This window comes from Mesorhizobium sp. P5_C1, from assembly GCF_054049815.1.
In genome coordinates this window covers 1-2,544 of record NZ_JBFULQ010000676.1, presented here as the reverse complement: position 1 = coordinate 2,544, position 2,544 = coordinate 1, and the positions used below count along the sequence as shown (strand labels likewise).

Here is a 2,544-nt window from a genome sequence, read left to right as displayed (position 1 = left end):
GCGCCATTCTGGCACGCGCCGTGGTGCTGCCTTTCGCGCTGTTGTTCCATCTTGACGCATCATTGACTCCTCATCCTGATGTGATGGTGGAGACGCAAATTCCGTGCCTCTTGGGCGGCAGTTCGACCGGCGGCAGGGAGGCACAATAAAGGACGCGCCTCCTTCAGGACCCGCTCTTCGCAGCTGGGCGACGCTAATTTCGATCCGGCACTGAGCAGTCACGCCGGTCAGTTTGATTTGGCGCAAGGACGGCGGGTAACTCCGCGAGCAGGATGACGGCCGGGGTGTAGCGCTTCCGCTGCCGTCCCGAAGGAGATTGCCATGAAAACCATATCGACGAGGGCAGCGCTCGGACTTGCTGCCGCAATGCTCATGGCTGACGGTGCTGGCGCCGTCCGGGCTGCTTCCTTGTCGAAATCTCAATGTGGGACAAGGGCGCGGGTATGGAGATGCCGATGGGGCTCGCCTATGCGACGCCAGGACTCGATATCACCAAGGCGACCATGGGCATCAAGGCTTCGCCGGGCACGGTGAAGGCCGGAGAGGTCACATTCAAAGTGATCAACGACTCCAAGGATACGGTTCATGAAATGATCGTGATGTACCTTGCAGAACCCGGCAAGCCGCTTCCTTATCTTGAGGCCGAGAACCGGGTCGACGAAGACAAGGCTGGCGACAAGGGCGAGGTGTCGGAACTCGATCCGGGCAAATCAGGCACATTGACCGTCGAACTGAAGGCAGGAAAATACCTTCTTATCTGCAACGTGCCTGGTCACTATGGGGCCGGCATGTGGGCCGAATTCACGGTTCATCCATAGGAGGGGACCGGGCTTCGCAAACGTTTCGGCAATCTGGAGGTTTTGAAGGGCATCTCCCTTGAGGCCAGGGAGGGAGACGTGGTCTCGATCCTTGGTTCTTCCGGATCGGGAAAGTCGACSATGYTGCGCTGCATCAACATGCTGGAAATTCCGGATGAAGGGCGCATAGAGGTCGGGGGCGAAACAATCCTGCTTGAGAAAAAGGGCGGGAAGACGCGGCCGGCCGACATGCGGCAGCTCCAGGGGATACGCGCACGCGTCGGCATGGTGTTTCAAGGGTTCAATCTGTGGTCTCACATGACTATCCTCGAGAACCTCATCGAAGCACCCATCCACGTCCAGAAACGTCCTCGCGCGGAATGCATTGAGGAGGCGGAGGCGATGCTGGCCAAGGTGGGTATTGCCGACAAGCGCAACCACTATCCGGCGCACTTGTCCGGCRGCCAGCAGCAACGAGCGGCGATCGCACGGGCGCTTACCCAGCGGCCCAAAGTCATGCTGTTCGACGAGCCGACCTCGGCGCTCGATCCCGAACTTGTCGGCGAGGTCCTGCGCGTCATGCGCGCGCTTGCCGAAGAAGGCAGGACGATGCTCGTGGTAACCCACGAGATGGGTTTCGCCAGAGATGTCTCCAGCAAGGTCGTATTCCTGCACAAGGGCCTGGTCGAGGAAGAAGGACCGCCAGGCGAGCTCTTTACTGCCAGCCGATCGGACCGCTTCCGTCAGTTTCTGGTCGGTAGCAACGGCCAGGGCCACAGCTAGGTCAGTCGTGCTCGGGTCGTGCGCTGTGTCGCCAGAAGCTGGCTCGTTTCGCTGCCGCTATGCGAGCTATGAGCCGGATGCGCCGGAGCACGGCATCGGGCCCCAGCGGCCATTGGTGGTATGGATGGTCGAGACTTCGGGGAAGCCGCCCAGCACCCGGACCACGCGGGTGCCGGTGGGCACCCGGGAGGTGGTGCCCACCAGCGTCCTGGCCGCCGCCGCCACGAGGCCAGGATGGGGATCAACATTGGAATGAGTTTCGACCGAGGCATACACGGCTGCTCCGACTGAGAAGCGAAGCGTCCACAGTACTTCCGATGGAGGTAGGTCCTGCACATGATTGATCTCCGTTTCCGCACTCGTAGCTGCGCCGCTTGTACGAGGGCCGTTCTGAGACCGGTCAAGAAACGGGTTCAGGAACGCGCTTGCAACGACAACAGAGCGGTTTTACGGCGCCCGAGGACAACCGCCATGCCGACGATGACCACGACGCATGTCGCGCCGAGCAGCATGGCGGAGACGGCCGCGGATTCGGGGCTTGTGTTGAAGCGGATMCCCTCCCACAAYTTTCTCGGCAGTGTCTTCACCGACAGGTCGCTGAGGAAGATCGAAGCCACCGATTCATCGAATGAGAGAAGCATCGCAAGCAGAGCGCCGACGGCCAGGCCCGGAAGCAGCAGTGGGAAGATGATGGTGCGAAAGATGCGCCACGGATTGGCCCCGAGGCTCGCAGCGGCGAGCGACAGCCAGGGGTCAATGGAACTGTGTGTCGCCGATGCGACGAGATAGACCACGGGAAAGACCAGAACCGTATGAGCGATGATGATGCCTGCCTCGGTATCAACGAGCCCGACGCGCGCGAAGGCGAGATAGGCCCCCAGCGCGAAGACGACGGCCGGCACGCTCAAGGGCGCCAGTACCAGGGCTTCGGCAGCACCCTGAAACCGGAAATGGCGACCGAAAC

Annotated in this window: 3 protein-coding genes; 2 read left to right on the top strand and 1 reads right to left on the bottom strand. The window is 61.4% G+C overall.

Going from position 1 to position 2,544, the window contains the following annotated elements:
- Window positions 1–422: 422 nt before the first annotated feature.
- Window positions 423–818 (top strand): sulfocyanin-like copper-binding protein, encoded by a 396-nt coding sequence (locus ACXJ7R_RS29775; protein ID WP_457154945.1) that lies wholly within the window; start codon window positions 423–425, stop codon window positions 816–818.
- 33 nt (window positions 819–851) lie between these two features.
- Window positions 852–1,580, top strand: a complete 729-nt coding sequence (locus ACXJ7R_RS29770) for an ABC transporter ATP-binding protein (RefSeq protein ID WP_457154946.1) — start codon at window positions 852–854, stop codon at window positions 1,578–1,580.
- 413 nt (window positions 1,581–1,993) lie between these two features.
- Here ACXJ7R_RS29770 and ACXJ7R_RS29765 read toward each other — a convergent pair.
- A partial coding sequence (locus tag ACXJ7R_RS29765; protein WP_457154944.1) for an ABC transporter permease occupies window positions 1,994–2,544 on the bottom strand: 551 nt, incomplete at its 5' end.